Below are 26,549 nucleotides of genomic sequence, written 5' to 3'. Positions count from 1 at the left end.
TCCTAGAGACCAAGAATGGCTTTGCTGATAATGTTTCGCTGGATCTCGTTGGATCCACCGAAGATGGAGAGCTTGCGATTGTTGAAGTAGCCCGGGCTCGCAGCGGAGGCATAATCCGGCCCAACCCCTTGCGCATTAGCTCCGCTATCCAGCGCTTCAGACACAAACGGCATGGCATAGCGCCCAACCGCCCGCCGTGTCAGATCATTAATTGCCTGTCGGATCTCCGTTCCCTTGATCTTCAGCATGGAACTTTCCGCACCCGGCGCTTGCCCAGCCGCCGCCTTGGCAATCATGCGCAGATTGGTGGTCGCCATTGCCATCAGATCAATCTCAATCTGCGCAATCCGCCCAGCAAAATACGGGTTCTCCAGCAAAGGCTTTCCACCTGACATCTGCTTGGTGCAGATCTCCTTCAGATGAGCCAGTCCTGCAGTCGAAAAACCAACACCAGCAATATTGGTGCGCTCGTGAGTCAGCAGGTATTTGGCGTAGGTCCAGCCCTTGTTTTCCTCCCCAACAAGGTTGGTCACCGGCACCCGCACGTCCTCAAAAAACACCTCATTCACTTCCTGCCCGCCATCTATCAGCGTGATGGGCCGAACAGTGACACCCCGCGTCTTCATATCAATCAGCAGAAATGAGATGCCTTCCTGCGCTTTTACCTCGGCATCCGTGCGCACAAGGCAGAAAATCCAATCTGAATGCTGTCCCAGTGTAGTCCAGGTTTTCTGCCCGTTGACAACATAGTGGTCACCATCGCGAACAGCGCGGGTCTTCAGGGAGGCCAGATCAGAACCTGCCTGCGGTTCCGAGTAGCCCTGACACCACCAATCCGTGCCATCCAGAATGCGGGGAAGAAAATGATCCTGCTGAGCTTTGCTGCCAAACTTCATCAACACGGGCGCCAGCATGGAGAGCCCGAAAGGGATCGTCCGCGGCGCATGAGCAAGACAAAGCTCCTCCTCAAAGATATGCCGATAGACTGCATTCCAGCCCGTGCCGCCATGCTCAACGGGCCAGTTGATCGCCAGCCAGCCGCGCTTGTTCAGCGTCGCATGCCATTCTTCATGATCTGTCTTGGAAAGACGCTTACCCAGTCGGACTTTTTCCGAAAGTGTAGACGAGAGGTTCTCCTTTAAAAAGGTACGAACCTCATCGCGAAATGCCAGCTCATCAGCTGAATAGTTCAAGTCCATATGCCGCCCTCCCCGCTTCACTGGACATAACTGCCGGGAGAGCCGGATACAAAACACACCACCTCACCCCATCATGAAGTCAGAGTATCGTGCACCCAGATTATTTCAATATGTAATTTATAATTCCATCATGCAGAATTTAAAAGATACCCATAGCTGTTCAGCACGCCAATCGCAGCCAAAAGAAACGGGAAGAGTACTCAGCCGCGGTTCACCAGAACGGAAGGCAAACCAAGAGCGCGCTCCAGCTCTTTCACCCTGTCACGCAGCTTCGGCCCAACCTCATCCTGCATGCGCTCATAGCTCAGCATATCCGGCGTCGCGCCACAGCTGATCGCAACCGGCTCGCCAAAGTCGTAGGAGCGGAACCCCGTTGAAACCGCATTGATGTTCTCAGCATAGCGCTTGTCTTCATCAACAATCACAAAGCCTTGCGCCAGCAACTGAGAGTATCCCGCTGCTCGAACAGCCTCCAAATCGTCAACAGAGATGCCCTCATCACGCCCATGCACACGCTCACACACCTGCTTGAACTCTTGATCAGACACACTCGCCAGATAAGCATGGCCTGAAGATGAACCGGTGATCGGAATACGGTGCCCGACTTCCAGCCAGATGGCAGGCACACCCTTTGGTCGCCATGTCTTGGTCAGCAACATCTTGTTTTCATCAAGCACCGCCAGCAGCGCAAGCGTACCCGTTTCATCCGCCAGTTGCTGCATCATCGGGTGGGCCGCTTCAATAAAAGACACAGAGGCACTGGCAATATTGCCAAGCGCAAGAGCGGCGGGACCAAACCGATACCGGTCATGCCGCCGTGCATGGCTAAGGTAGCCAAGCTGCTGAAGGGTGAAGGTCAATCGGGAAACCGTAGACTTAGGGATTCCGGTGCGCTGAGAGATCTCCTGATTGCCAAGGCCATCATCAGAAGCCCGGAAGGCCCGTAAAACCTGCAGTCCACGTGCCAGCGTTGTTGCAAACCGCCGGTCTTTTTCTTCATGTCCCGTCAACGCTCAAACCCCGTCCCAATCAGTCACACCCATTTGCCTAGCATAGATCACAGTCCTCAAAGAACACCCGCTTAGCGTGCAGCCGCACTTCTCCAAGAAAAAGGAGGATCACACCTCCAGCCATTCCCGCCGGATATCATCTCGCGCCCGGAACTCATCAGGCGTGCCATGATAAACAATCTCTCCATGCCCCATCACATAGACCTGCTGCGCAATCTTGAGCGCAATGGAAAGCTTCTGCTCCACCAGCAGGATGGAAACTCCCGCTCGCGCTATCTCGGAAATCAGCTCCCCCACTTGCGTTACGATCTTTGGTGCAAGGCCTTCTGTGGGTTCATCAATGATGATCAAATCCGGATCGCCCATCAATGTCCGGCATATGGTCAGCATTTGCTTTTCGCCACCAGAAAGAACCCCCGCAGCCGTATCTGCCCGTGATTTGAGATTGGGGAACATGTCGAGCATCTGTTCAATGCTCCACTTGCCCGGCTTGCGCATATCTTTGATGCCAAGCAGCAGATTGTCCCGTACACTCATCATGGGAAAGATATCGCGGTTTTCCGGCACATACCCAAGGCCTTTGCGCGCAATACTATGACTTGGCTGGCCGGAGATATTCTCGCCCTTGAACCAGATGTCTCCCTTTGGCGCCACCTCCCCCATAATCGCTTTGGCTGTGGTGGAACGCCCGACACCATTGCGCCCGAGCAATGCCGTCACACTACCTTTAGGCACATCCATGCTCACCCCGCGCAGCACATGGCTTTTGCCATAAAACGCATGCAGATCACGGACTTTCAGCATTTCATTTGAAACAGGAGTGCTCATGCCGTCACCTCCGCGAAATCTGCTTCATCTCCCAGATACGCTTCCCGAACCCGCTCATTTCCGCGGATCTCCTCTGGTGTTCCAGTTGCGATGATCTCACCATAAACAAGCACGGAAATCCGATCGGACAGCCCAAAGACAACACCCATATCATGTTCCACAATCAGCAGGGTTTTGCCTTCCGTTGCCATCTCAATCAGTTCAATCGCCCGGTCGGTTTCAGAATGGCTCATGCCTGCTGTTGGCTCATCCAGCAAGATCACATCAGCCCCACCCGCAATGGTGATGGCAATCTCCAAAGTGCGCTGATCCGCGTAAGTCAGAAGCACGGCAGGCACATCGGCCTTTTCCGTCAGTCCAACCTTCTCCAGCACTTCTGCCGTCTTCCGCTGAACTTCTTTCAAATTGCCGATATTGCGCCAGAAGCTATGCCCATAGCCAAGTGACCACAGCACCCCGCAGCGCACATTCTCCCGCACGGACATGTTGGCGAAGATGTTGGAGACCTGAAAACTCCGCGACAGCCCAAGTCGGTTGATCTCATAGGGCTTCAGACCGGAGATCTGCCGCCCACCCAGACTGATTGATCCGGAACTTGGCGGAAACGAACCGGAGATCAGGTTGAACAGTGTAGACTTGCCAGCCCCATTCGGCCCAATGATCGCATGGCGTTCCCCTCGTACGATCTCCAATGAGACCCCTTCGATGATCTTTGCAGGACCGAAGCTTTTGCGCACATCCATCAGCTGTAAAGCAGGTGCTGTCATGAACCAGTCCCTCCCTGTCTGGAAAGCACTCTGAGCAAGCCCATGCCGACACACGCCAACACAAGGCCAATACCCCATGGCATCACCTGATCCGGTGCCAGATGCCAGCCAAACGGCTCAAACGCTTCGCCAAAACCATTGGAATGACGAACAGCCAGTTCCACCAGCACAACAACACCTGCTGAGGCAAGCAGTACAGAAACCAGATAAGCCCCCAGCCGGAGGAACTCCCTCACACCAAAGGAGCCTTTGAAAGCATTTGCCCCACTCAGCAACAACCCAGCAAGGCCGCCTGGAGCGAACAGGATCATCCCGATAAACAGCAGCCCCAGATAAAGCAGCCAGGCTTCGGAGTAGTCAGAAAGGTTGGACTGCATATAGGTCAGCACTACAGCACCAAGGATCGGCCCTGCAAAATAGCGTGCACCACCAATGTAAGCCATCAATAGCACTAAGCCGGATGGCACCACACTCAGGCTCTCCGGCGTAAAGATCTCATAGTTCACCGCAGACATACCGCCTGCCAAACCAGCAAACCCGCCAGCCGCAATGAACACCAGATAGCGAACCCGGTTCGGGTTATAGCCCACAAACTGCACCCGTTCCGGATTGTCCCGCACCGCTTGCGCCAACTTGCCAAGCGGCGTTCGTGTGAAGGCATACATCAGTGCAGTGCCAAGAAACGTCCAGAACGCGATGAACCAGTAAACCTCGCCCAGAGGACCAAGCGACAAGCCAAACAACTCAATGCCATTCATCCGATCACCTGTGATCCCTTCTTCTCCACCAAACACGCTGATGAACATGAACCCGGCTGCAGCCACCAACTCGGCAATACCAAGTGAGATCATGGCAAACGGCACCCCAGCTCGCCGGCAGGATGGCCAGCCGATCACAGCTCCTGCAAGTGCTCCTCCGGCAAAACCGACCAGTGGCAAGGCAAACATGGGGAACGCCGCCCAGACGCCGCCATCGTAGCTGGCATTCTCAATGGCATTCATTGCATGCATGGCCGCATAGCCACCAAGGCCAAAGTAAACCGCATGGCCAAACGAAAGCATGCCCGCCTGCCCCAGCAACATGTTGTAGGAGAGCGCAAAAACCATGTTGATGCCAATGGCGTTGAACAACGACAGCCATGTTCTGGAAGGCTCAAACAGCGGAATGCTCAAAAGGATCAACGCAAGCAGCAGGAGCGGCAATACCCGTGTTGCAAACTTGTAGCGCGCACTCGGTGCCAGATCAGGCAACCGGTCAAGACTGTGGTCGGTCAAAACTCACGCTCCCCCATCAGGCCGCGCGGACGCAGCATCAACATCAGGACCAGAAGAATGAATGGCAACATGGGCGCGAGAGACGCAATCGTAATGCGCCCGATATCTCCATCCGCACTCAAACCTGCAAACGAGAAGATCTCGGCGAAGCTGGCATCAATGGAAATGGCGAAGGTCTGCAAGAAGCCAATCAGCAAGCTGGCGATAAACGCCCCTTCCAGACTGCCCATGCCACCAACCACGACCACCACAAACACAATCGGCCCAATGGAAAACGCCATGGACGGCTCAGTCACCAGATAGTTGCCGCCGATCACGCCGGCGAGCCCCGCCAGCGCACATCCCGCCGCAAACACCAGCATGAAGATCCGCGGCACGTTATGCCCCAGGTGAGACACCATATGCGGATGCGTCAGCGAGGCCTGAATGATAAGCCCGATCCGAGTACGCTTCAGCAGGTACCACAGTCCCGCGAGCATCCCGATGGACACAGCCAGCATGAAAATCCGGTAGGCCGGATACTGGGAACCGAAAAGTTCAAAGAGAGAAAAATTCAGCTCAGGCGGAATCTCATAGGCAACAGCAAACTTGCCCCAGATGATCTTCACCAGCTCTTCAATCACATAAGCCAGCCCGAAGGTGAAAAGCAGCTCGGCCACATGCCCGCTGGCGTGTACTTTGCGCAAGCCCCACTTTTCAATGCACGCTCCAGCGGCTCCAACGCAAATCGGCGCCAGAAATAACGCAAACCAGAATCCAGTGTGCTGGCCAAGGGTAAAAGCAAAATAGGCACCCAGCATATAAAAGCTGGCATGGGCCATATTAAGAACGCCCATCATACTGAAAATCAACGTCAATCCGCTGGACAGCATGAAGAGCAACAGGCCATAGATCAGCCCGTTGAGCAGAGCAAAAACAACCGTCTCCATAACATCCCCTAGAAAACTGGGCGTACTCAAACCCGATTGCCCGAGCACGCCATTGATCAGACGAGAATGTTAGGAAGGACGACGCATCCTGCACGAGGTCGGTGTTTCTGTCGCCGCTGCCGGAATGGTGATATCTGTCTTGAACCCGTAACCGGTATTCTCAACATCACGGGCAACACCTTCAGAAAACGTAGAGATATAAAGCGGTTGCATCAGCTGATGATCGTCCGCCCGCATAGTTACCTCACCATAAGGGGTCTCATAAGTCATCCCTTCCAGCGCCGCCGCAATCTTGGGAACGTCCACCGAACCAACACCGTCAACCGCTTTATCCAGCATGTTCATCAGCGTGAAAACGCGCTCATAATAGTAATCAAGACTATTGGTTTTCTCAAAATCATCCACCCGCGCCATCTGCTTCTCAGAAGCCTCAATATTTTCATGGAACTCGGTGATCTGTTTCACCAATCCAACAGCACTTTGCCCCATTGCCGTTGGAGCCCCAAGGCCGCCGCCATAGAACGTCAGATACGGCACAGTATGACCAGACGCATTGGCCGCCTTCACCAGCAAGGTCATATCTGTCCCCCAGTTGCCGGTGAACACAACATCAGCCTTCGCGCTCATCATCTTTTGAACGTACGGCGTGAAATCCTTAACCTTGCCAATAGGATGAAGCTCTGCACCAACAATCTTGATGTCAGGACGCTTCTCCTCAATCATGGACTTCGCAGCAGCCGTGAATGCCCGGCCATAAGAATAATCCTGCGCCAGAATGTAAGCGGACTTAATGTCTTTCTGATCCCGCAGCCAGTCCGTCAGACCCGCCATTTTCATGTCCACATGCGCATCAAACCGGAAGTGCCAGTAATTGCATTTCTTGTTGGTGAGTGCCGGGTCAACAGCTGCATAGTTTAGGAAAAGTACTTCTTCTCCCGGATTACGCTTGTTGTGCTTGGCAATCGCATCCGTCAAAGCATTGGCAACACTCGACCCATTCCCCTGCGCGATAAAGCGAACACCCTGATCAATCGCCTTCTGCAGCTGTACAAGGCTCTCCTTTGGATTGATTTTATTATCAAAAGCAACCACTTCTACCTGCATGCCGCCCATGCCACCGGCAGCATTAATCTCATCCGCCGCATACCGGAAGTGCTTTAACCCCGCATCACCCGTACTCCCAAACGGACCAGACAGCGGATCAATATAGCCAATCTTGATTGTCTCAGCTTCCGCAGAGAGAACTCCACATGAAAGCAGAAGTGCAGTTAGACTAGTTTTCCAGAAAACACCTTTAGACAAAACAACCCCTCCCCTAAAATGATTTTTCTTTATAATTTTATTAAGGTAATGAGATCGGCAACACGTTCTATTGTCAAGTAATAAGTAAAACTCAATTCTGCATAGTGACTTAAGCCAGTTTCACATCCATTTCACATATGATTCAGCTGCAGAAAATCTTCATCACAAGTAACTCTGCAGCAATATTGTATGCGGCCTGCAAATTTCTTCTTCAAACGCCAGTGTTTTGTATCAAACGGCACAACACTTGATTGAGACGCCCCCTACAGAATAACCCAGATAAATCAGTAGAGTTAGGGACTGTCGAATGGACAACTTCAAAATCATTCACGACTTGATGGTTGAAGTCGGGCCGCTTCTGGAAGCCTTGGAAATATCAGAGTACGCCGAAGCAAAAACCTGGACCATTCTTCTGGAAGATTTCCTCCTCATTCTGGAGAGTGATGAGGACAACGGCATCCTGCACATCTCCACAATCCTCGCAGCTCCAACACCGGAAGCACGGCAAGAAACCTATCGAAAAGTCCTCTATTACTCCGGCCAGCAACAGGCAGAAGACAACTATCGCGTTGGCCTTGTTGAGAAAGATGGTGATCTTGCGCTGATCAAGACAGAGTACACCAACAACCTCGACAAAAACAAACTCTACACCACGCTCAGAAACTTCGTCAGCGAAGCATCAAAGCTCAACGACATGATCGAAACAAGCGCCACACCCCAAATCGCACTGACTGAAAACACCGGCGAGATCATCTTACCTGCGTAATTGGCATTTCCGTGCAGGGAAAACCCGAAATCATCTCTTAAATTTTTACTCAAGTGTTTGCTGCGGCACACCTGTGGCTTTTTCCAATTGTTAGAAGCGAAAGGTGAGTTGGCCTGAAAGCAAGAGCAGGCTGAAATCAGGAGCAGGACGTGCAAAAAATCTTTCAAACGATGTCGCAGAGAAATGACGTTCTCTTGGCATTTCTGTTGATCGCAATCGTATTCATGATGATCCTTCCGTTGCCGACGGTTCTCGTGGATACGCTGATTGCCATCAACCTCAGCCTTGCAGCAATCCTGCTCATGGCGGCGCTCTACCTGAAGGATGTTGTCGCCCTCTCGGCGTTCCCGTCCATCTTGCTTCTGACAACGCTCTTCCGCTTGTCACTGTCCATCACGACGACCCGTCTGATCCTGCTGAAAGCCGATGCCGGTGAAATCATTGACACCTTCGGCAACTTCGTTGTGCAAGGCAATCTGGTCGTCGGTATTGTTATCTTCCTGATCCTCACCATCGTGAACTTCCTCGTGATCACCAAGGGCTCCGAGCGCGTGGCAGAGGTTTCCGCCCGCTTCTCCCTTGATGCGATGCCGGGCAAGCAGATGTCTATCGACTCTGACATGCGCGCCGGTCAGATCGAGCTGGACGAAGCAAAGCGTCGCCGCTCCAAGCTGGAAAAGGAAAGCCAGCTTTACGGCTCCATGGACGGCGCCATGAAGTTCGTGAAGGGCGATGCCATCGCAGGCCTGATCATCACCGCTGTGAACATCATCGGCGGCGTCATCATCGGCACCTCTCAGCACGGCATGAGCGCTGTTGATGCGCTGGATCGCTACACCATTCTCACCATTGGTGATGGTCTGGTTGCTCAGATCCCAGCTCTGTTCATCTCCATCACCGCTGGCTTCATGGTTACCCGCGTAAGCACCGATGACTCCAGCGATCTTGGCTCTGACATCGCCAAACAGTTGAACGGCGAACCGAAAGCCCTGATGATCGCAGCAGCCATCATGGTTGGCTTCGCGCTGATCCCGGGCTTCCCTTCTGTTATCTTCCTGCTGCTGGCAGCTATCTTCGGTTCTATCGCCTACTTCGCAATGCGCCGAACCAAGACCCAGTCTGCGAAGAAAGACTCCCAGCAGCTCTCAGCCTTTGCCCCGGCCATAGCGCCGGAAGGTGAAGCGCAGATGATGCCAGATGAAGACATGGCAACCGAGGTAGAAGCCGCACAGGATCTGGCGATTACCATCACGGTTCCTTTGATCGTCGATATCTCGTCCTCCGTGCGCTCCACCCTCAACCCGAAGAAGCTGGACAGAGAAGTCGCAAAGGTCCGCAAGGCACTTTACTTCGATCTCGGCGTCCCCTTCCCAGGCATCAAGCTGCGTCTGAATGAGAGCCTGCCTGAAGGCGAGTACCGCATCCTCGTCAACGAGGTGCCGGTTGCCCGTGGCGCTGCCCGTTCAGGTTACTTCATTGCCCGCGAAACACCGCCAAACCTTGCCATGTTCAACATCCCTTACGAGGAAGGTGACAGCTTCTTGCCGAACACCCCATCCTTCTGGGTGAGCAACAGACACTTTGAGCAGGCAACCCGTGCAGGCATTCAAACCCTGACGCTGACCGGCATGCTCAGTCTGCATCTGGCTCATGTCCTCAAGCAGCACGCCGCAGAGTTCCTCGGCATTCAGGAATGCATGTTCCTGCTCAAGCACATGGAAAGCGACTTTGACGAGCTGGTGCGCGAAGTAAACCGCGCCGTCCCGCTCATTTCACTCGCTGATGTTCTCAAACGACTGGTGCGTGAAGACATCTCCATCCGTGACATGCGCACCATCCTTCAGGCCATCGTGGAATGGGGCCAGAAGGAAAAAGACCCGCTCATGCTGACGGAACACATCCGCATGGCATTGAGCCGCTACATCACGCACAAGTACTCTGCAGGCCAGCACATCATCCCGGCGTACCTCATCGACAAAGACATCGAGGACGAAGTGCGCGGTGCGATCAGACAGACCAGCGGCGCATCCTATCTTGCTTTGTCACCGGACACCCACCGCCAGCTCATCACCGTCATGCGCAGTGCCATTGGCGATAATCTGGCACACAACGGCATTGCTCCAGTGATCTTGGTACCAATGGATATCCGCCGTTTCTTCCGCAAAGTGATTGAGCGAGATTACGCGGATCTGGCTGTGCTCTCCTTCCAGGAGCTGGCACCAAACGCGAACATCCAACCACTAGAGAAAATCAGTTTACGCGGCAAGGTTGGCACCCTACCAGCCTGATCCCCGAATACCGCGTAAAACCTGCCCTTTGCCCGGGCAGTGAAGGTGGAACCCGAATAACCAAAATCAGAAGCCCCAACTTCGGGTAATCGGGTTCCACCTACCTTCAGGCTGAGTTACACATAGGTCGGTCCAAGACGATCATCTTCAATCTCACCGCCATATGTACCGTTACCAAGCGGATAAGTATTGAAATCTTGTTCGTTCACACCATCACGAACCTGACGTTCCAGCTCTGCATATGCGTCTGCAACGCCGTTGTCAGGATTCTGCCAAATATCTATACTTCCAATAATGAAAACTTCGGTGTAGTTCGCCCCGAGTGCGGCCATGACTTGCGGAATCGCAGCTGCATCAAAGAGCTCGCCATTTTCATTTTTGATACTAAGATGCACGCCAGTCACTTCGTCGCCTGTACGGGAAACGATGCCGATGCAAGAGGTAAAGGCGGTAAAACGAACTTCAGTTTTTTTCGTGCCATACTGGCGTTCCGCAATTGCCATCGGGTCCGCTGCTGGGGTTAGTTGGTAAGGCATAAGCTTGGTCCTCATCTGTCTTTAATAGAATCTATAAGAAAGAGCTCAACTACTGGCATTTCGCCTCTTTTGATTGAGCGGTGAGAATTCTTGCAATCACCAGTATAAATAACTTCAACCTCTCATACTGAGCATTTAATGAGCTAAATTGCTTACTTTATTTCCAGCGGTAGCCCTGCAACAAGCACCAAAAGCACCGCATGACCTGTCATGCAGTGGGGAAGCCAAGATCCCGAAAAACGGGGTGAGCAAGGCGAGCAGGCAGTGCCTGCGCATTGTAAATAAATAAGTTTCTTCGGCATTGGCTGCTCGCCTCGCCCGGGCGTTTTTGTATGAAACAAGATCTCCACCGAAAGGCATTGGGAGCAGGTGCCTACCCATCAGGATCAGCCCTCACAAAGCACAAGGCTTTGATCAGAACCTCCCCCTCTGAGCAGTTGCTATCTGGAACAGTTTGACCTGTCCGTGACAGCTGCAGCTGCCAGTGTAGACGCCCATCGGGTGGCCAGCTTCCGCTTGGTCCCTGCACTAAAGACTTTCAAGGGGTGTTTCAACGGACCCGCCGGATGATGCGTTACTTCACCCGGTAGCCCCGCCCAGCCCACGCCGCACTGACGGTCGGTCCGCCAGCTGCCCGTTTACGTGGACATGAGTTAAGTATGGGGCCGACGGATCTAAGGGGAATAAGTTTTTGTGGCGAGCAAATTTGCTACGGCATAACCCGCTCAAGAAACGGTTCCACAATCGGGCCCCAGACATTAGGTCCATCATTCCTCAGGAAGAGATCATGACCGTCCTCTCCCTCAAGCGGCAGTAGAGCAAGCTCTTGTCCCGCATCACTTTCCGACGTGTAAGCCTCAAAAAATGATCTGGCCAGCATTGGACTGTAGAACTCATCATTTTCCGTATAGATCCAGAGTGTTGGCAGCGTTGTCCCATCTCCGAACATCCTGAAGCCTCGTTCAGCCAGTTCTAAGTCTTCCGCAGTGTATTCATCCACTGTGAGTGTTCCCGGAGCAAAAGCGATAACACCACGCACACCTTTGGGAGCTTTACGAGAAGCAGCCAATACGCCGTTCCCGCCTGCAGAGAGCCCAACCAGAACAACATGGTCACCCGTCACAAATGCTTGCTCCTGAAAGTAGCGTACTGAACTATTGATGTCATGAACGCGTTCCTCAAGGACCTTTATCAAGCCAGAAGCATCCCCGTCCGGCACCACAGAACGCACGCCTTCTGAGCGTCCGTAACCTCGTCGGATGAGCGTGGCAACAGCATACCCCCGTGCCAGAAACCACCTGATTGCAGCATCAGGCCGAAAGTCATAAGCACCATCAGTTGGCGCATCCGCCGCCATACCGTGGTTGAAGACCGCCAAAGGAAACGGCCCCTCTCCATTCGGCTTAAAAACAGTTGCCTCAAGCGTGATTGTCCCACTGCCATCCCTTAACTGCACAGGCACACGCCAAACCTGCATGTTGAGTTCACCGAGTGGTTCTCCAATCGCACCAATCTTAAACTCAGCAGCCTCTCCCAATGCCGGTAAGGCCAAAGACACACCTATGATGGCGAAAGCACCCGCCAGCCAACATCGTTTTTTAAATATTGAAAACATAGCAACCTCATTTGAAATACAATTGAATTACAAATCAATTGCGAATGAAGCACGATTCCGTAACTACGGCAAGTCGGGTTTTCTAAGAGATGTAGCCAGCACAACTCCCCAAGTCATAGGAGCCTTAGCCTTTTTGGAAGGATAACACGAGCTTAGTTCGGCTTGTCTTCGCCAGTCTTTTTCTCATGCTCAAGATCAATCACACCGCGTTCAAGCGGTCCGTTGTAAAGGATGTCTTTGTTCTGATCGATCCAGACAAGGATCTCCGCAACCGCAGCAAACATATCCTGCGGAATAAGCTCTTCAATCTGCACTTCTGCATGCAGCATGCGGGCAAGTTTCACATTGGCAAAGATCGGCACACCAGCGGCCTCTGCTTCCGCACGCATTTTAAGCGCGGTCAGATCAAGCCCCTTGGCAACAACCAGCGGCACAGCAACTTCATCGGGGCGATAAGAGATCGCAACCGCATAGTGGGTCGGGTTCACAACCACCGCACTGGCTTTACGCGTGTTCTCCAGATTATCGCTCATCAGGATTTCCTGAGAAATCCGCTTTCTCTGGCCTTTAATCTCAGGGCTACCCTCAGACTCTTTGTGTTCCCGCTTCACCTCTTCCTTGGTCATCTTCAGGCTCTTGATGTGCGTATGCTTCTGAAACATGAAGTCCAGGATCGCCACGCCCACAAATGCCAGAAACGAAATCCCGAGGATCAGTTTCATGATCGCACCACTGATGTTCGTGATGCAGGGAATGCCGCAGGAGAGAGAGTTGATGTAAGCGCCAATGGCATACTTCACGGTGAAGTACAGCATGGTGCTGAGCAGAACGATTTTCAGGATCGATTTAAGAACCTGCACCACCTGCTTGAGCGAGAAGATACGCTTGAAGCCCTCTGCCGGACTGATCTTACTCAGCTTGGGCATGATGCTGTCGACCGCCCACAGGAAGCCAAACTGCACAAAGTTGCCGAAGATACCAGCAGCAATCGCAACACCGATCAACGGCAGGACGATATCCATAAAAGTGGAGAAGACACCAAATACGCCCTCTCCGGCTGAAGAGGAAAAGTCACGCCGTGTTGCCAGATCAGCAAGGTCATCCATCAACCCGACAAGCTTGGAAAAGTTCAGGTCCCAGGAGAACCAGAGATAAGCAATCACCGAAAACAACGAGATCGTCGTCGTCACCTCGGTACTCTTCGCCACCTGCCCTTTCTCACGAGATTCACGTTCTCGTTTGGGGGTGGGGAGTTCGGTTTTTTCGCCAGAACTCTGCCCACTCATGGACCGACCTCCAGCTTCTGATCCTGATAGATCTCCTGCCCCTTCTCAAAAATGCCAAACATCTCATCCGTAAACAGCTTCAGCTCAATCTGATGCTCTGCCGCTTCTGGCAGCAGGAAGGAGAGATAGAAGGTAAGCAGAATGACTGCCACGCCACTCTTGATCGGCATCGCCAGAATGAACACCTGAATCTGCGGATCAAACCGACTGATAATCGCCAGTGCAAACTCTGAGAGGAACATCAGAATAACCAGCGGTGCTGCCATGATGAACATCAGACGCATGGCATTATCGAAGATGGACAGGATCAACTCAGGAAACTCTTCCGGCAGCACAGGCACAAACTCGGTGACCGGAAAGATCATGTAGGAGTTGTAGACCAGCGTCAGAATGAAGAAGAAGCCCGGTGTCAGGAAGAGGTAGAGAATAAACGCACGGGAGAACAAATCCCCGATCGGCGAGCTTTCATTGCCCAGCATCGGATCAATACTGGACGCAACCGCCGCACCGCGCTGGTTGTCAATCAACGTACCGGCAGATTGCACCGCCCACAGCAGACAGGAGATCGTGTAGCCAATCAGAAACCCAATGGCATACTCCTTGAAGAAGTAGACGATAAACATCGAGCCGGTTGGCGAAAAACCGTCCACATACTGCAGGTTATAAGGATAGAGCGGAATCGCAATCACCATGACAACCACGTTGCGCGCCATGCGCGACATAAGCGTGGCGTTAAACAGCTGGGATGTTGCAAACACCGCAAAAATGCGCGGAAACGTCAGCAACAACACCAGAAAGGCGTCACGATGGAGTGAGGTGATCTCCGCAATCAGGTTCATCGGCGTTACCTGACCAGTGTCGGGAAGTCGTCAAACAATGCCTGCGTGAAACCGATGGTCTCCGACCCAAGAAAGCTGGACATCATGAACAGCGTCAGCGCCACGGCAATCAGCTTCACACCAAACTGGATCGTCTGTTCCTGCATCTGTGTCAGAGCCTGCAGCAAGGACACCGCAAGACCAACCAGCGAAGCCACAATGATCGGCGGCAGAGACAACATCATCACAAGGATCATGGCCTCGGAAATGCGGTAGACGGCGTCTTCTGGGGACATAAGCTACTCCTCTCACATTTCCGGTTAAACGTAGGTCTTGATCAGACCGAGGATCAGGCGCGACCACCCATCAACCGCCACAAACAGGAACAGCTTGAACGGCAGCGAAATGGTCAGCGGCGACACCATCATCATGCCCATGGCGAGCAGGATGTTGGAGACCACAAGGTCAATCGCCAGGAACGGCAGATAAAGCAGAAAGCCAATCTCAAAGGCCTCCCGAAGCTGAGAAACCGTATAAGCTGGCAGCAGGATCGCTATGCTATCTGCACTCATGCTGTCAGCAACTTCCGCAGGCCACAACTGACGGGAAGCTTCCAGAAAGAACGCCTTTTCCTTGCTGTCCGCATGCTTGGCCAAAAACTTTTCCAGCGGCCCTTTGGCGGCAACGAAGGTCGTTTTCATATCCTCCACCGTGGCGATGGAGTAGTTCCCCTTCTCCAAAATCTCGAAGGTCTGGAGGAAGACCGGCAGCATGATGTAGCCGGACAGAATAATCGCCAGAGCATTCAACGCCATGTTCGGCGGAATCTGCTGCACACCCAGCGCGTTACGCACCAGCAGCAACACCACCGACAGCTTGATAAAGGACGTGGCAACAATGGCCAGAAACGGGACAAGGGCCACGACCACAAGTGCCAATATGAGCGTGAATGGATCAGACGTCATCAGCAAATCTCTGGTTGGGCACCTTCAAGGCGCCTCTGGTTTTCGTTGGCTTTGGCGTGACCTAAAGCAGCTTAAAGGCCTGAGCCCCGATCAGTTTTGGAAATGCGCAGCGCAACGCGTTCATCAATCTGCACCAGATGCCCCTTGGCAATCCGCTTGCCCGCAGCACGCACGTAGACAGGTGTCTCCTCATTGAGTGCAGGCACATCAATGTTCACCAGCGTTCCAGCCGCCCAGCTCTCAAGCTCAGCAATGGAGATCTCACGCTCATCCACCTCAAAACGCACCGGTACGCTCATCTGGGAAAGATCTATGGACCCGATCTCCTCCGCGCCTGCTTCGGCAGTTTGCTCTGCATTCACCTGTTCGGCTAACTCACTCATACCATTTACACTTTCAATTCGTTCGCAGCCCCATCCCTGCTCCACCAGCACCAGGTGATGGCGGCTGAGCGGCCCGTCTACCGTGATGCGCTGCCCAAGCGCGGGCGCATCCAGAACGACGAGATCTCCGCTGCGCAGATTGGCAACATCCGCACTCGGCAAAGCCGCTTCGCATAGGGTCAGACTGATAGAGGTGTTCAGTTGCTCACGAACAGCCCGCCACGCAGGCTGAGCTGTCAGCGGCAAACCACCCAGCAAACTGGAAAGCGCATCCGGCCTCACACCAACTTTCGCCAGAACCACAGGCCCACCGATCTCGCCATACCGAACCGAAAACCAACTCAGCTGCTCCAGTTCACCAACGGAAAGCAGCGCAGAAACGGGTTGGAACGGCAGCTCGGCCTGAACCTTAGTGAAGTCCGCAGGCAGTTCATTGCGCAGGTTGGAAACAATGCCCTCAATCAGTGCATCACGCAGCCCGGCATCCAGCTCCAGAACATCCGAATAAGCCAGCGGCACACTCAGCTGAGCTCCAAACGGGAAATCTTCAAGCACGAGCATAGCAGTTGCGCCGGTATCCCCGCGCAACATGCAGCCTTGCGCGAAGGACGAAGGCGCCTCGCTCACCTGAAAGTTCAGCGTGTGGGTGCTCTCAATCGTGATATCCTGCTCTGCATAGCTAAGCGCAGCGTTCCAATAGTCAAGCGGATCTGTTTTTGTTTGATAATTCAATGCATTCATGACGTGGTGCTGTTCCCTGCAAAGATTGAGGAAAGCCCCATCATGGAAGAAGAACCGGCATCAACGCTCTCAATCTCCTGCTGTTCCAGTCGATCAAGAATACGGATTTTCCGGTCAGGAAAACGCTGCTGCAACGTGCTCATGAGACCCTGCGCGGCGGCCTGAACCTCACCTGCAATCCGGTCACCGGTGACACGTTCCATCACAACAGCAAGTCCACCTTGCGTAGACATCACCTTCAGACCAGCAAGACCAAAGCGATTAGCATCAAGAGAAAGGCTCAAAACACGGCCATCGCTCTTATCCGCCATGGCTTCTGCCCGCATGGCCTGCTCTATCTGGTTCGCAATCGCCGTCATCGCCTTATCAACGCGCGCTTCTGTCGAGGTCTGACGCACGGAGCTGAACAGCTCGGAAGGGTTGGAGACGGAAATAGTGCGGGCTTCAGCCGGATCAGAAGCAGCCAGCAATCGCGCATGGCTCAGGTCCAGCGGGTCAGTCTGCCCTTGCTGTGATCCTTCACCCTCGTCCTGCAAAGCGTCTTTGGCAAGAACCGGAACGGACTTGCCCTCAGCAGTGCGCAGCTGTTCCTGAAACAGGCTGACATCATGACGGTTAAGCCCGTCAGAGAACCTGTTACCCTGCTGCTTGCCGGACATTTTGCTATGCTCTCGCGGCTGCTTGCCACGGATACTTTCAAGATTTTGCTGCTGCTCAAGAGGCTGCGAACCCTGAGAAACCTTCATACTTCCACTTGCCTTCGCCCGGAAAACTGCTCCTCGATCTCCTGCTCCTCCGCAGCCTCCATTAAGGCATTGGCTTCACTCCGAAGATCATCCGCAACCTTTCCATACTTATCTTTGATGCGAAGTGCTTTTTGATACTCAAGGCGGGCGGCCTCCGCATTTTTAAGTGCGCGATCATAAACATAGGCCGCGCGTTCCGCTGCGTCTTCCAGCTTTTTCACCGCATTTTCAAGAATCTGCGCCTGCTCTTTCACTTTGTCGAGATCATCGGTTGAGATAACCTTCTTGATGATTTCCTCATAAAGCGCATCTTGCTTGGCAGGCAGAGCAGCGCGTTCATCCGCCGCCGTCTTGCGCTTTTGTTCCAGCTGCTCCTTGGCACGCCGGACCTTCTCCAGCTCAGCATTCAGTTCACGCTGAGCCTTTTGCTCCTTTAGTGTCTTAACCAGATGTAGCTTTTTTATCTGGCTGATCACGCAACTGTGCTCTTCAGCTTGCCAAGGGCGACATCAAACCCATCAAACTCATCCGTGCGCTGCTGCAAGAACTCCTTGATCGGTTTGTTCTTGGCAATCGCCAGATCAGCTTCTGAATCCGCCCCCTTCTGATACTCACCAATTTGCACCAGCAGCTCAACTTCCTCATACTTTGCCAGCAAGGAGTTCACTTTGCCGGACATCTCACGATGTTCAGGGGAAGTTACTGCCGTCATCACACGGCTTTTGGAGTTAAGAATATCAATGGCCGGATAATGGTTGGCAGCAGCCAGCTTACGCGACAGTACGATATGCCCATCCAGAATGGACCGCGTTTCATCAGAAACTGGTTCATTCATATCATCGCCTTCCATGAGCACCGTATAGAACGCAGTAATTGAGCCCTTATCATTCATGCCAGCCCGCTCCATCAGGCGCGGCAGCGTGGCAAACACAGAGGGCGGAAAACCACGACGGGTTGGCGGCTCGCCAACAGCAAGACCGATCTCACGCTGTGCTCGTGCAAAACGGGTGACAGAATCCATAAGTAGCAGCACACGCTTGCCCTGATCGCGGAAGTACTCCGCAATCGAAGTTGCAACAAACGCCGCTTTAGACCGCTCCAGAGAGCTCTTGTCTGACGTTGCTACTACAACAACAGACTTCTTCATCCCCTCAGGCCCAAGATCATGCTCAATGAACTCGCGCACCTCACGGCCACGTTCACCAATCAGCGCTAGGACGGTCACATCGACTGCTGCGCCTTTCACCAGCATCGCCATCAGCGTGGACTTACCGCCACCAGCCGACGCAAAGATGCCCATACGCTGACCTTCGCCAGTGGTGAGCATACCGTCGATGGCACGCACCCCCATTGGCAGAGGTTTGTCGATGATCTGACGCTGCATGGGATCAGGCGGATCCTGATTGACCGGATAGTGGGTTTCAGGCACGAACTCCTGATCAACCCCGTCAATGAAGTTACCCATGCCGTCCAGTACACGGCCCAGCAAACCCTCACCTACAGCAACAGTTTGCACATGCCCGGTTGGACGTACTTCGGTATCTGGCCCGACACCATAAAGCTCACCAATTGGAGACAGCAGTGCTTCATCATCATGAAACCCAACCACTTCGGCCATGAGCCTGCGACCGGTTGAGCGGGTATAAAGCTCTGCAATTTCGCCAATTTCCACCTTGGGCACGACCGCATGGATGAGCGTACCCACCACCTTACGCACCCGGCCTGTTAGCGGATAGGGCTCTACATCCGTTGACGCTTTGACCAATGCACGACCGAGCCCCGGCAACCGGGTTCCGATCTGCTTGCTGCGTTCTTCAACATGCTCGGCGGGTTCAATGATGGAGGCCATTATCCCTCCGCGAGCTTATTGGAGGAGGCTTGACCAGACGACGTTCTGCGCAGGATCTCTTCAATCTCTTCCAGTCGAACCTGCAGGTTGCCATCCACACGGCCAACAGGTGCATCCAGCACGATATGCGCACCTTGAAGCTCGCCATCCTCAACGATCTCAAGAAACTCAATCTGCTTGAAACCATCGGTGATCGCACGGGTCATCGCCGTTGCCTTGGCATACATCTCGGGCGCCACATGCAAGCGAACACGCTTTTCAGCGCGCAAGGATTTCAGCATGCTGCGCGCCATCAAGCGTACGCGCTCCGCATCATCAAACTCATCCAGCAACCGACGCAGCAGAGTAATAGTGACGGTGACAACATCATGTTCCACCTCACGCAGGCGCGTATCCAGCAAAGCTTGCTCCGCTATAATACGTTCACACGCCTCCGACTGCGCTTTGCGAACGCCGTCTTCGTATCCCTGCTTTTTCTGCTCTTCATAAACACGCGTCGCATCCTGCAGAACTTCCTCTGCCCTGCGCTGCGCTGTTGCGATGATCTGATCAGCCGTTTCAACAGAAGCGAACTCGGCTTCCTTGATGATGTGAGTGCCTGGCGTCAGCTGAGCGCCCAGCTCTTTCAGTCTATAAATGCTCGCCATTGTGGCAATCTCCGACGTAAATACTGGACAAAATGCTCTTGCTGCTCTGCTCGCATCACCTGCAAGCGAGCGCTAAGTTTCTCGATAAGTTCATTGGAAAAACGTAACCGCACCAACGGTTCAAGCTTCTCATCAACCGCACTGACAAAAGCCAGGATACCTTCAGCACCAATCAAAGTGAGAGCCTGCAAAGCCTCTTCATCACTGCCGCTGCACAGCTGATCAAACGCATCATCTTCTTCAGCTGAATATCCAAGAGTGCTAAAGAAAAACGCCACATCACGGATGGCGATATCAAACACATCCTCACCGAACAGCGCTTCCATCCGTTGACAATGGCTCTTGAGCACAAGGCGCCCGATCATGTCATGCACGCGTGCAATCGCGATGATGCGCAGCACACCGCCAAAATCCTCAGCACCTAGGCTGCACAGCATCAACGCCAGTCGCGCCTGATCAGAACCAGAAAGCTTATCAGTTGCAGCGATGTCTACGGAAAGACCATTGAGCCCAAGCAAACGTGATACATGCGTGTTTAAGGGGCCGCGGAAATCATCATGCCCAGAAAGGCCACGCAACACACCAAGCTCCAATCCGGTTGCAGCCAGATGGTCATCATGCGCAAAGGCGAGAGGGTTCAGCAAAGATGCAGCAAGTCTGGCCTGCAAAGGCCAGACTGCGGAGTGATGTGGAGTGCCCGTCATCATGCCCTACCCTGCACTAAGCAAGTTCTTCAGGCAGAAGCTCGTCGTCTTCTCCACCCTTGGCTTTTTTAGTGCCAGAGCTGAACTGCTTGAACAATAGGAAGCCAACACCACCAATCAGCAGCAGCAACACAACACCAACGCCGCCAAGGATCTGCCAGAAGACACCGGCATCATCACGGGCAATGCGTAGCCCAGGAAGTACAGCTTCATACTCTTGTGCAGTACGCTGAGAAACAGGCTTCAACTCACGAGCTGGTACAAGCGCAACCGAGACACTGGCGTATTCAACGCCCTCAATCGCATTGCTGACCAGACGCTTGATCTGCGGGATCAGAAATTCAATATCAAATTCAGGACGATGCTTGATGAAGATCGCAGCAGAAGACGGCTTCACCTCTTCACCCAGATCTGCTTTTTCCGGCAAAACGATATGAACACGCGCAGAAACGATACCGTCAATCTCGGTGATGGTCTCGGAAACTTCCTCACTCAGCGCATAGATAAAGCGAATGCGCTCCTCAAATGGGGAGGAAATGATGCCAGACTTCTGGAAGACCTGGCCCAGCGTATCACGCGCACGCTTCGGCAGCCCGTTTGCATTCAGGATTGTGACCGCACGCTGAATATCGTCGTCATCCACCTGCAGGGTCACGAGCCCGTCACCCAGACCAACTTTCTGAGCAGACACACCATTTTCCAAAAGCAGGCTCAGCATGGTGTTTGCTTCCTGTTCGGACAGGTTGGTGTACAGATCCGTGTTGCAGGCGGCCAAACCAATCACCATGCCTACAATTGTAATAAAACGCCGAATATTCATTTAGACTTTCACTATACCTATTGAATGCGCAGTCTTAATCAACGCATCAAAGCGTCCATACCTTGCGTGGTTTTGCCCGCAATCTTCGAGCTCACATCAACCAGCAAAGAATAGTTCGCCACTTCAATCTGCATGTTGATCAGCTTGTCGAACTGGCTGAGCTGCCCACCTTCAGAAATCGCATTGATGCTATCGCTGGTCTCAGCAAAAACGCCCCTCACCTTGGCAAGGCCATCAATGAGGAAGTTGCTGTCCGTTGGATTGACAGAAGCAACCTGAGTAGGTGCCTGAACCGCAGCCACGTTTTGCGCAGCACTCACCTGATCAACACCACCAATGACTACGTTGCCATTGACGATCTGGCCAGAAACCGGCGCTTGCACACCACCAGCAGCGCTCAGCGCTGTCTGAAACTGATCTTCAAGACCCGTCACGTCGCCCGCTGCTGCGGCGCCAGTCGATCCTGCTCCACCCTGCAGCGCCTGCTGCAGCTGAGAGGTGAGTGAACTGTCCAAAAATGTTGTCATGAATGCTCCTCACTATTTGCTGAAACTCGTTTCGCCTGAGGTCAACGCTTATTAGCGGACCATCATCGCACTGACAGGATTGGCAAGTTCATCCCTGGAGGAAAGCGCCTGAGCCGCGATCTCCGCACACGGCGTGCCTGCAGCCATCTCGCAAACTTCACTCAGGATCTCACAGGCCGTATCAATCTCGCCCTTACGCAACAACGCAAGACCGCGATACGTCTGGATCGTGTCAGTTGGTGGCGCATTTTCAAGGCAGGCAAGCGCTTCATCAACATTGCCACGCGTCATAGCAGCAAGGCTCCGCCCCAAAGGACCAGCCTCCTGATCAGGGCGCATCACCTGAAACGCCTTGAAGATGGAGTCAGCATGCTCGGCAAGACCATAGGAGACAGCGATAAAGCCCAGCTCTGCCAGCATCTTGACGGTTTCACTATCAAAATCTTCTGCGTTCATTCCACCCTCATTCCAAAGCCTGCATGCGACTTGCTCAAATCATTAAGCAAGCCGCATACGAATTCTTGTTCTCAGTCGATCAAGCAGGTCTCCCTACTCAAACCTAACGATTTTCCCAACGCGCACCCTTATGGGCCGGCACTGGTGGAGGAGTTTCCCCTAAAGGCGTTCCATCCCTCGAGATGTTCCCATAAATCGGCTGATCATCACCAAGAAGCACATCAGGATAATCACCGCTGTTCTCTACAGCACTCTCTGTCTCTGAATTTGCGTAGAGAGGCTCATTGTTCACAGCGCCACCGGCCTCCAATCTTGCGTAGGTTGGATCAAGCAGGAAGCTCCCCGGCTCAGACAACTGCCCATTGTCATGGTTCAATCTGCTGTAAGGGTTCTCATTCTCAATGACCTGGCGATCAATATCAGCCAACACCCGCGCTGCTTCCTTACGCTCATTTGCTTCTGCAGCACGTTGCTGATTTGGCGTGAAATGCCGAAGGATCGGAGCACCTTCTTTATCGCCGCCGCGCTTGTTAACTTCTGCGTACAGTTGCTCACCAAGTTCTGGCGTATTCTGCTCACTTTCAGAACGAACAGGCGCCCCCTCTTTGCCACCCGGCAGCTCTGAATAGGCCAAGCCGTAAATAGAGTTCGGCAGAACCACTGCACCGTCCCTATCAATGAAGCGGCCACCTGTTGGGTTGATAGACACCTCTTCGTAGGCAGCGTCAGACAAAGCTTCATTCACCAGCTCATTAATTGTGGCGCCAAGCTCCTTCAGCGCACCAAAACGCACGTCATTGTCATGAAATGTCGGATTTTTCTGAATACGCTCAAACGCAGCACTAAGAACCTCATCAGTCTTTGCCTGATGGTTTTGAACGCCACCCTGTTGTAAGCCCGCCGAAATTTCATTCTTCGCCAGCTGGGTAAACACAGGCCAGTTGTTCAGCTTCTTATCGTGAGTTTGCAACGCATTGCCAAACAGCTTACCGCCTGTTAGCTTCGCGACAGATGCTTTGGAAACCTTACTGTTTCCATCCTTTGTATCTGCCTGATAAATCGTTTCGCCGCCTTCGGTCCTTTGACCTCCAATACGAACCTGCGCATTATCTTTAACAAAATCTTTGTTGGCTTGATGATCGATACGATCCAGAACAGCTGACAAGTGATCTGTGCTGGAAAAGCTAACTCCGGTCATGATTGCCTCGCATTCCTTTTGGCCTCAAACGGCTAGTGATTTGATATCTCTTGAGTTTAGAATGCACGCTTAAGGCGATGAGGTGAGTGCCGTTGATTACAGGCAGAAGAGATTCTTTCAAAAAAAGCGGCAAAACACGAATTGGTTATTCTTCGTGATCTCAATGACTTAAGGTCAGGTATCAAACAGCACAAAGGCCGGTCCGTTCAGAACCGGCCTTGCTGACACAGCATGATTTCCGCTCAAGATCTAAGCAACCGCCATCTGACGAGCAATCGCCCGCATCTCCAACTCATCCCAGGCTTTCATCTGCTCTTTGAAGCTTCGCATCTGATCATTGGAAGCCGAGATACTCGCACGATCTGCCGACCCAAACGCTTTGAGCATGATCTCTGCCAAAACCTCTTCCGCAGTCTCATCCTGAACACAGCCACTGGTCCGGGCCAGATAAATGAGCCCCAGCTCGATCGTCTCTTCCGCAACATCAAACATCTTCGTGGCAATGGAAAAGACCGGTGCCGGTGGCAACACATCTTTGACAATGTCATTGATGCGCATCAGTTCACCAAAACTCAAAGGCACATCTGATGGATCTCCTTCACCAAACAGTTCTTTGAGGATCAGCTCCCTGTACTCCACAACATCGCAGTCATGCGCCTTGATCTGGTTTTCAATCAACACCACAAAATCAAACCAGCTGCCTGCATCTTCAAGATCGAGCTTTTGCTGTTCAAGCGCCTCAATTTTGCGGGTCACGAATGAGCCTTTAAGCCCAAGCTTCCAAAGCGGAGTAAACCAGCTGAAAGCCCGTGGTTTCACCAGTTTGGTTTGAAAGACAAGCTCATCTTCGCTTCGGGCACGCGCCTTCTTCAGCGGTGGGATAAGCAGATCGGACTTCTTGATTTTCAGATTCAACTCACTGCTGAGAAGTCCACTCAGCAGGTCGTCCAGTGTTGGCCTTGATGGAAGAACAAGGTCAATCATAAAGCATCATTCCAGTTGTTTTTGTTATTGAGTAGGTGCGGTTTGTGAGCTGCTCACAGTGCGAACCGCATGCGCATTTTTGCTTTGATACGCCCGGTCAAAAGCGTGCACTTTCACCCGGCGCTCAGCACGTTTTTCTTCCTCACTCTGGCGTTCCAGAGCATCTTCTTCAGCACCAGCAAATGGATCCTCAACCTGCACTTCCATGCCGCCTTCGCTTGCAGGATCACTCTCCTCTCCAAGCGGAGTGATCTTGGCAGCTTTGGTTTTCAGCTTGTCGCGGCTGTAGGCTTTATCCCGCACCGCTTCATCCTCATCAGGACCACCCGTCTCGACCTCCCCTTTCTCATCAAGAAGGTCACGGGATTGCTGTAGGGAGAGCTCAGATGCAGCAGCCTCATTCATGCTGTTAAAGACGGCCTCATAAGTCGGCTGCTCTTCATGCGGCATCTCGGGTTGAGAGCCATCCATCGGATGAACCTCGTGACCATGGCCCTGATCACCAGCTGGCTGCACAGTGTCGTCCAGCGAAGGACGTGTATCTAGATAATCATCCAGGTCCCGCTTACCCACACCGGCATACGCAAAGCGGAAATTGTCATCGCTGACATACCGCATCTGGTCCCCGGCAAGCTGAAATCCGAGAGATGACATCAACAACGCACTGGAAACACCAACGGTTGCCTTCGGCTCCTCTTTGATTGACGGCGGCAAGGACACCACCGAGCTCTGGCCTTTGAGGTAAGAACTCAGGTTCCTCAAAGAAGAAAACTTCAGACCTCTTGGGTCGCTCTTTTCTTCCTCATAGACAAACTGAGAAATATAGCTGATAGCCTCTTCAAAACGATCCTGCCGCTGCTCGCGTGCATGCTCATAAAGGCTCTGCGCCGCTTCATTCCGGAGCAGCTGATAGAACACATTCCAGTTGGAGACCTTTTGCTCAGGCCTTTCTGCCTTGTTCTGTAAAAAGCGAGTGTGCCGCGTCACGGCACGGCAAAGGCCAAGCACCTTTTCACTCAAGCCATCTTTGTTGTCCTGAGACACAGTCGCCTTGTAGAGCACCTCACCATTTTTGCTGGCGCTCTTGGTCAGGCTCACCCGCGCATCCTGAACCGATTTGCCGGAAATCGCAGCTTCAAGACGCGCAATAACGTTGGTGTAACGATCATTTTGAGAAAAGAGAATTTCTGTCATGGTGGCCCGCCCGGTACAGGCAATCGCCTCTGACCCTCCTCGGCATCAGATGAATGGCGTTGCCTTATGTTTTAAAAAGGAAATTGCGGCCCGATGGGGATGGGCCGACACGCTTAAAGGCTGATCAGTGTGGCAGGTTCAAATGTGTCCTGCGTCAGGTCATCAGATGAGGCTTCAGCTTGAGCACCCATCTCACGCACGATCTTCAGCCAACCAGCGGAAACATCAGCAAATGCCAGCACAAACTTGGCCAGCTTTTCAGCATCCCAGGCTACAGCACGCAGATCGTTGTGCATCACAAGAGCATCATTTTCTATGAGAACCAGACGCATCCCGCCAGACTGGAAGCTTTGAGTATTGTAGACGAGAACAAGCTCAAGAATACGGTCTCGTTGAACCGGTGTCAGCTCGCACAGACAAGCAGAAACGCAGATGCGATCACTGTCCGGTACGAGTTTGAATTTCAGAGAAAAAGCATCCAGATTAACAATACGAATAGATTGATCCTGTTCATCTTCTTTTGGCTCAACACCTAATATCTGACATGCATCACTGAGCAATTTCTCGAGCATGATGGGACTCCGCTTCCTTACTTTCTTAGCCATGACATTGCCAGAAAGCGAAGCAACCTAAAGTGTCAAACGATACAGTTTGAATAAGATACAATCGCAATTAGCATTTATTTTTCCGCCGGTTATGGAAGCACTTACAAGCGCC

At 52.9% G+C, this 26,549-nt stretch carries 29 protein-coding genes; 3 read left to right on the top strand and 26 right to left on the bottom strand.

Annotation, left to right across the window (positions count from 1 at the left end):
• Positions 1–2 precede the first annotated feature (2 nt).
• The 7 genes from PJE062_RS00470 to PJE062_RS00440 form a co-directional block, all read right to left on the bottom strand.
• The gene (locus tag PJE062_RS00470) at positions 3–1,199 is read right to left on the bottom strand and encodes an acyl-CoA dehydrogenase family protein (RefSeq protein ID WP_008547043.1); all 1,197 of its coding nucleotides are present in this window, start codon (positions 1,197–1,199) and stop codon (positions 3–5) included.
• Positions 1,200–1,399: 200 nt separating this feature from the next.
• A complete protein-coding gene (locus tag PJE062_RS00465; protein ID WP_008546809.1) occupies positions 1,400–2,209 on the bottom strand; it encodes an IclR family transcriptional regulator in 810 nt (269 codons plus the stop codon).
• Between the two features lie 108 nt (positions 2,210–2,317).
• The gene (locus tag PJE062_RS00460) at positions 2,318–3,013 is read right to left on the bottom strand and encodes an ABC transporter ATP-binding protein (RefSeq protein WP_037035925.1); all 696 of its coding nucleotides are present in this window, start codon (positions 3,011–3,013) and stop codon (positions 2,318–2,320) included.
• A gap of 20 nt (positions 3,014–3,033) precedes the next feature.
• The gene (locus PJE062_RS00455) at positions 3,034–3,804 is read right to left on the bottom strand and encodes an ABC transporter ATP-binding protein (RefSeq protein WP_008547152.1); all 771 of its coding nucleotides are present in this window, start codon (positions 3,802–3,804) and stop codon (positions 3,034–3,036) included.
• Complete coding sequence (locus PJE062_RS00450) at positions 3,801–5,078, bottom strand: branched-chain amino acid ABC transporter permease (protein WP_008546873.1); 1,278 nt, start codon at positions 5,076–5,078, stop codon at positions 3,801–3,803. The genes PJE062_RS00455 and PJE062_RS00450 overlap by 4 nt, the downstream gene beginning before the upstream one ends.
• A complete protein-coding gene (locus tag PJE062_RS00445) occupies positions 5,075–6,007 on the bottom strand; it encodes a branched-chain amino acid ABC transporter permease (protein WP_008546853.1) in 933 nt (310 codons plus the stop codon). The genes PJE062_RS00450 and PJE062_RS00445 overlap by 4 nt, the downstream gene beginning before the upstream one ends.
• A 69-nt stretch (positions 6,008–6,076) precedes the next feature.
• Positions 6,077–7,309: a branched-chain amino acid ABC transporter substrate-binding protein gene (locus tag PJE062_RS00440; RefSeq protein ID WP_008546660.1), complete on the bottom strand. Its 1,233-nt coding sequence runs from the start codon at positions 7,307–7,309 to the stop codon at positions 6,077–6,079.
• Positions 7,310–7,616: 307 nt separating this feature from the next.
• Here PJE062_RS00440 and PJE062_RS00435 point away from each other — a divergent pair, with 307 nt between their 5' ends.
• Both PJE062_RS00435 and sctV read left to right on the top strand, forming a co-directional pair.
• Positions 7,617–8,075 carry a type III secretion system chaperone gene (locus PJE062_RS00435; protein ID WP_008546982.1) on the top strand — a complete coding sequence of 153 codons (459 nt, stop codon included), beginning with the start codon at positions 7,617–7,619 and terminating at the stop codon, positions 8,073–8,075.
• A 194-nt stretch (positions 8,076–8,269) separates the two neighbouring features.
• Entirely contained in the window at positions 8,270–10,363 is a 2,094-nt protein-coding gene (gene sctV / locus PJE062_RS00430) for a type III secretion system export apparatus subunit SctV (RefSeq protein ID WP_008546646.1), read from the top strand.
• A 116-nt stretch (positions 10,364–10,479) separates the two neighbouring features.
• Here sctV and PJE062_RS00425 read toward each other — a convergent pair whose 3' ends face one another.
• Both PJE062_RS00425 and PJE062_RS00420 read right to left on the bottom strand, forming a co-directional pair.
• Positions 10,480–10,899 (bottom strand): hypothetical protein, encoded by a 420-nt coding sequence (locus PJE062_RS00425; RefSeq protein ID WP_008547095.1) that lies wholly within the window; start codon positions 10,897–10,899, stop codon positions 10,480–10,482.
• 709 nt (positions 10,900–11,608) lie between these two features.
• On the bottom strand, positions 11,609–12,457 hold the full coding sequence (locus PJE062_RS00420) for an alpha/beta hydrolase family protein (protein WP_371256222.1): 849 nt from the start codon (positions 12,455–12,457) through the stop codon (positions 11,609–11,611).
• Between the two features lie 4 nt (positions 12,458–12,461).
• Here PJE062_RS00420 and PJE062_RS26640 point away from each other — a divergent pair, with 4 nt between their 5' ends.
• Complete coding sequence (locus PJE062_RS26640; RefSeq protein WP_208982080.1) at positions 12,462–12,659, top strand: hypothetical protein; 198 nt, start codon at positions 12,462–12,464, stop codon at positions 12,657–12,659.
• A 7-nt stretch (positions 12,660–12,666) separates the two neighbouring features.
• Here PJE062_RS26640 and sctU read toward each other — a convergent pair whose 3' ends face one another.
• The 17 genes from sctU to PJE062_RS00335 all read right to left on the bottom strand — a co-directional run bounded on the left by sctU (position 12,667) and on the right by PJE062_RS00335 (position 26,404).
• Positions 12,667–13,800 carry a type III secretion system export apparatus subunit SctU gene (sctU, locus tag PJE062_RS00415; protein ID WP_008547285.1) on the bottom strand — a complete coding sequence of 378 codons (1,134 nt, stop codon included), beginning with the start codon at positions 13,798–13,800 and terminating at the stop codon, positions 12,667–12,669.
• Entirely contained in the window at positions 13,797–14,639 is an 843-nt protein-coding gene (gene sctT / locus PJE062_RS00410; protein ID WP_008547110.1) for a type III secretion system export apparatus subunit SctT, read from the bottom strand. The genes sctU and sctT overlap by 4 nt, the downstream gene beginning before the upstream one ends.
• A gap of 5 nt (positions 14,640–14,644) precedes the next feature.
• Positions 14,645–14,914: a type III secretion system export apparatus subunit SctS gene (gene sctS, locus PJE062_RS00405; protein WP_008546860.1), complete on the bottom strand. Its 270-nt coding sequence runs from the start codon at positions 14,912–14,914 to the stop codon at positions 14,645–14,647.
• Positions 14,915–14,938: 24 nt separating this feature from the next.
• Positions 14,939–15,583 carry a type III secretion system export apparatus subunit SctR gene (sctR, locus tag PJE062_RS00400; protein ID WP_008546256.1) on the bottom strand — a complete coding sequence of 215 codons (645 nt, stop codon included), beginning with the start codon at positions 15,581–15,583 and terminating at the stop codon, positions 14,939–14,941.
• Positions 15,584–15,654: 71 nt separating this feature from the next.
• The gene (locus tag PJE062_RS00395) at positions 15,655–16,707 is read right to left on the bottom strand and encodes a FliM/FliN family flagellar motor switch protein (RefSeq protein WP_008546565.1); all 1,053 of its coding nucleotides are present in this window, start codon (positions 16,705–16,707) and stop codon (positions 15,655–15,657) included.
• Complete coding sequence (locus PJE062_RS00390) at positions 16,704–17,453, bottom strand: hypothetical protein (RefSeq protein WP_008546756.1); 750 nt, start codon at positions 17,451–17,453, stop codon at positions 16,704–16,706. The genes PJE062_RS00395 and PJE062_RS00390 overlap by 4 nt, the downstream gene beginning before the upstream one ends.
• Positions 17,450–17,929 carry a YscO family type III secretion system apparatus protein gene (locus PJE062_RS00385; protein ID WP_008546840.1) on the bottom strand — a complete coding sequence of 160 codons (480 nt, stop codon included), beginning with the start codon at positions 17,927–17,929 and terminating at the stop codon, positions 17,450–17,452. The genes PJE062_RS00390 and PJE062_RS00385 overlap by 4 nt, the downstream gene beginning before the upstream one ends.
• The gene (sctN, locus tag PJE062_RS00380) at positions 17,926–19,302 is read right to left on the bottom strand and encodes a type III secretion system ATPase SctN (protein ID WP_008546282.1); all 1,377 of its coding nucleotides are present in this window, start codon (positions 19,300–19,302) and stop codon (positions 17,926–17,928) included. The genes PJE062_RS00385 and sctN overlap by 4 nt, the downstream gene beginning before the upstream one ends.
• Entirely contained in the window at positions 19,302–19,949 is a 648-nt protein-coding gene (gene sctL, locus PJE062_RS00375; protein WP_008546449.1) for a type III secretion system stator protein SctL, read from the bottom strand. The genes sctN and sctL overlap by 1 nt, the downstream gene beginning before the upstream one ends.
• Positions 19,928–20,653, bottom strand: a complete 726-nt coding sequence (locus PJE062_RS00370) for a hypothetical protein (RefSeq protein ID WP_208982079.1) — start codon at positions 20,651–20,653, stop codon at positions 19,928–19,930. The genes sctL and PJE062_RS00370 overlap by 22 nt, the downstream gene beginning before the upstream one ends.
• A 16-nt stretch (positions 20,654–20,669) precedes the next feature.
• The gene (sctJ, locus tag PJE062_RS00365; protein ID WP_008547158.1) at positions 20,670–21,473 is read right to left on the bottom strand and encodes a type III secretion system inner membrane ring lipoprotein SctJ; all 804 of its coding nucleotides are present in this window, start codon (positions 21,471–21,473) and stop codon (positions 20,670–20,672) included.
• A gap of 38 nt (positions 21,474–21,511) precedes the next feature.
• Positions 21,512–22,000, bottom strand: a complete 489-nt coding sequence (locus PJE062_RS00360) for a hypothetical protein (RefSeq protein WP_008547294.1) — start codon at positions 21,998–22,000, stop codon at positions 21,512–21,514.
• A gap of 51 nt (positions 22,001–22,051) precedes the next feature.
• Positions 22,052–22,456 carry a hypothetical protein gene (locus PJE062_RS00355; RefSeq protein WP_008546421.1) on the bottom strand — a complete coding sequence of 135 codons (405 nt, stop codon included), beginning with the start codon at positions 22,454–22,456 and terminating at the stop codon, positions 22,052–22,054.
• A gap of 103 nt (positions 22,457–22,559) precedes the next feature.
• Positions 22,560–23,654, bottom strand: coding sequence for a hypothetical protein (locus PJE062_RS00350; RefSeq protein ID WP_008546822.1), 1,095 nt, complete (start codon positions 23,652–23,654; stop codon positions 22,560–22,562).
• Positions 23,655–23,903: 249 nt separating this feature from the next.
• Positions 23,904–24,638: a hypothetical protein gene (locus PJE062_RS00345; protein WP_008546189.1), complete on the bottom strand. Its 735-nt coding sequence runs from the start codon at positions 24,636–24,638 to the stop codon at positions 23,904–23,906.
• Positions 24,639–24,662: 24 nt separating this feature from the next.
• Positions 24,663–25,832, bottom strand: coding sequence for a hypothetical protein (locus tag PJE062_RS00340; RefSeq protein ID WP_008547326.1), 1,170 nt, complete (start codon positions 25,830–25,832; stop codon positions 24,663–24,665).
• 113 nt (positions 25,833–25,945) lie between these two features.
• Positions 25,946–26,404 carry a type III secretion system chaperone gene (locus PJE062_RS00335; RefSeq protein WP_008547256.1) on the bottom strand — a complete coding sequence of 153 codons (459 nt, stop codon included), beginning with the start codon at positions 26,402–26,404 and terminating at the stop codon, positions 25,946–25,948.
• Positions 26,405–26,549: the final 145 nt, after the last annotated feature.

It is taken from the genome of Pseudovibrio sp. JE062, from assembly GCF_000156235.1.
In the GTDB taxonomy this organism is placed as follows: domain Bacteria; phylum Pseudomonadota; class Alphaproteobacteria; order Rhizobiales; family Stappiaceae; genus Pseudovibrio.
The sequence above is the reverse complement of the archived record's forward strand: the minus strand, read 5'-3'. Positions and strand labels throughout refer to the sequence as shown.

Excerpts from the sequence above, each read along its gene's own strand:
- PJE062_RS00370 (WP_208982079.1), bottom strand. The coding sequence starts at position 20,653 with ATGACGGGCACTCCACATCACTCCGCAGTCTGGCCTTTGCAGGCCAGA.
- sctR (WP_008546256.1), bottom strand. The coding sequence starts at position 15,583 with ATGACGTCTGATCCATTCACGCTCATATTGGCACTTGTGGTCGTGGCC.
- PJE062_RS00345 (WP_008546189.1), bottom strand. The coding sequence starts at position 24,638 with ATGATTGACCTTGTTCTTCCATCAAGGCCAACACTGGACGACCTGCTG.
- PJE062_RS00350 (WP_008546822.1), bottom strand. The coding sequence starts at position 23,654 with ATGACCGGAGTTAGCTTTTCCAGCACAGATCACTTGTCAGCTGTTCTG.
- PJE062_RS00435 (WP_008546982.1), top strand. The coding sequence starts at position 7,617 with ATGGACAACTTCAAAATCATTCACGACTTGATGGTTGAAGTCGGGCCG.
- PJE062_RS00335 (WP_008547256.1), bottom strand. The coding sequence starts at position 26,404 with ATGCTCGAGAAATTGCTCAGTGATGCATGTCAGATATTAGGTGTTGAG.
- PJE062_RS00360 (WP_008547294.1), bottom strand. The coding sequence starts at position 22,000 with ATGACAACATTTTTGGACAGTTCACTCACCTCTCAGCTGCAGCAGGCG.
- sctL (WP_008546449.1), bottom strand. The coding sequence starts at position 19,949 with ATGGCGAGCATTTATAGACTGAAAGAGCTGGGCGCTCAGCTGACGCCA.
- PJE062_RS00470 (WP_008547043.1), bottom strand. The coding sequence starts at position 1,199 with ATGGACTTGAACTATTCAGCTGATGAGCTGGCATTTCGCGATGAGGTT.
- sctN (WP_008546282.1), bottom strand. The coding sequence starts at position 19,302 with ATGGCCTCCATCATTGAACCCGCCGAGCATGTTGAAGAACGCAGCAAG.
- PJE062_RS00455 (WP_008547152.1), bottom strand. The coding sequence starts at position 3,804 with ATGACAGCACCTGCTTTACAGCTGATGGATGTGCGCAAAAGCTTCGGT.
- sctU (WP_008547285.1), bottom strand. The coding sequence starts at position 13,800 with ATGAGTGGGCAGAGTTCTGGCGAAAAAACCGAACTCCCCACCCCCAAA.
- PJE062_RS00445 (WP_008546853.1), bottom strand. The coding sequence starts at position 6,007 with ATGGAGACGGTTGTTTTTGCTCTGCTCAACGGGCTGATCTATGGCCTG.
- PJE062_RS00460 (WP_037035925.1), bottom strand. The coding sequence starts at position 3,013 with ATGCTGAAAGTCCGTGATCTGCATGCGTTTTATGGCAAAAGCCATGTG.
- sctJ (WP_008547158.1), bottom strand. The coding sequence starts at position 21,473 with ATGAATATTCGGCGTTTTATTACAATTGTAGGCATGGTGATTGGTTTG.
- PJE062_RS00340 (WP_008547326.1), bottom strand. The coding sequence starts at position 25,832 with ATGACAGAAATTCTCTTTTCTCAAAATGATCGTTACACCAACGTTATT.
- PJE062_RS00395 (WP_008546565.1), bottom strand. The coding sequence starts at position 16,707 with ATGAATGCATTGAATTATCAAACAAAAACAGATCCGCTTGACTATTGG.
- sctT (WP_008547110.1), bottom strand. The coding sequence starts at position 14,639 with ATGAACCTGATTGCGGAGATCACCTCACTCCATCGTGACGCCTTTCTG.
- PJE062_RS00390 (WP_008546756.1), bottom strand. The coding sequence starts at position 17,453 with ATGAAGGTTTCTCAGGGTTCGCAGCCTCTTGAGCAGCAGCAAAATCTT.
- PJE062_RS00425 (WP_008547095.1), bottom strand. The coding sequence starts at position 10,899 with ATGCCTTACCAACTAACCCCAGCAGCGGACCCGATGGCAATTGCGGAA.
- PJE062_RS26640 (WP_208982080.1), top strand. The coding sequence starts at position 12,462 with ATGATGGCGAAAGCACCCGCCAGCCAACATCGTTTTTTAAATATTGAA.
- sctS (WP_008546860.1), bottom strand. The coding sequence starts at position 14,914 with ATGTCCCCAGAAGACGCCGTCTACCGCATTTCCGAGGCCATGATCCTT.
- PJE062_RS00355 (WP_008546421.1), bottom strand. The coding sequence starts at position 22,456 with ATGAACGCAGAAGATTTTGATAGTGAAACCGTCAAGATGCTGGCAGAG.